Genomic DNA, 461 nt, shown 5'->3' with positions numbered 1-461 from the left:
GGCACGGTATGGGACGTGTCCGCAGTGAAGGCGATGCTGCTGACGGGAACGGAGGCGGCGCAGAGCCTGCAGGCCTACCGGGAGGGGAGTGAGATCCACGCCGGAGGCGGGAATGACGTGCTGACCGGGGACAATGGCAACGATGCGCTGTACGGTGAGGCGGGGGACGATACCCTCGACGGCGGCTTCGGCAACGACCTGCTCCATGGCGGAACGGGAAAAGACACCCTGAAAGGCGGCAGCGGTAACGATATTTACCTCTTTAACGCCGGAGACGGGCAGGACACGATTATCGAGAGCGGCGGAACGGACACGCTGCGGCTCGGGGAGGGGCTGCTGGCGGAGCAGACAGTGCTCTCCCGGCAGCGGGTACAGGGCTATGACAGCCTGGTGCTCAGCTTCCGCGACCGGGCGGACAGCGTGATTATCCAGGGGTTCTTCAGTCTGGACTACTATCAGGT

Annotated in this window: 1 pseudogene; it reads left to right on the top strand. The window is 64.2% G+C overall.

Annotated features, from left to right (window positions below):
• Positions 1 to 15: 15 nt before the first annotated feature.
• A pseudogene (locus CWM52_RS27035) lies at positions 16 to 461 on the top strand (calcium-binding protein); the annotation flags it as partial.

The organism is Raoultella sp. T31 (assembly GCF_002806725.1).
Taxonomy (GTDB): Bacteria; Pseudomonadota; Gammaproteobacteria; order Enterobacterales; family Enterobacteriaceae; genus Klebsiella; species Klebsiella electrica.
The sequence above is the reverse complement of the archived record's forward strand: the minus strand, read 5'-3'. Positions and strand labels throughout refer to the sequence as shown.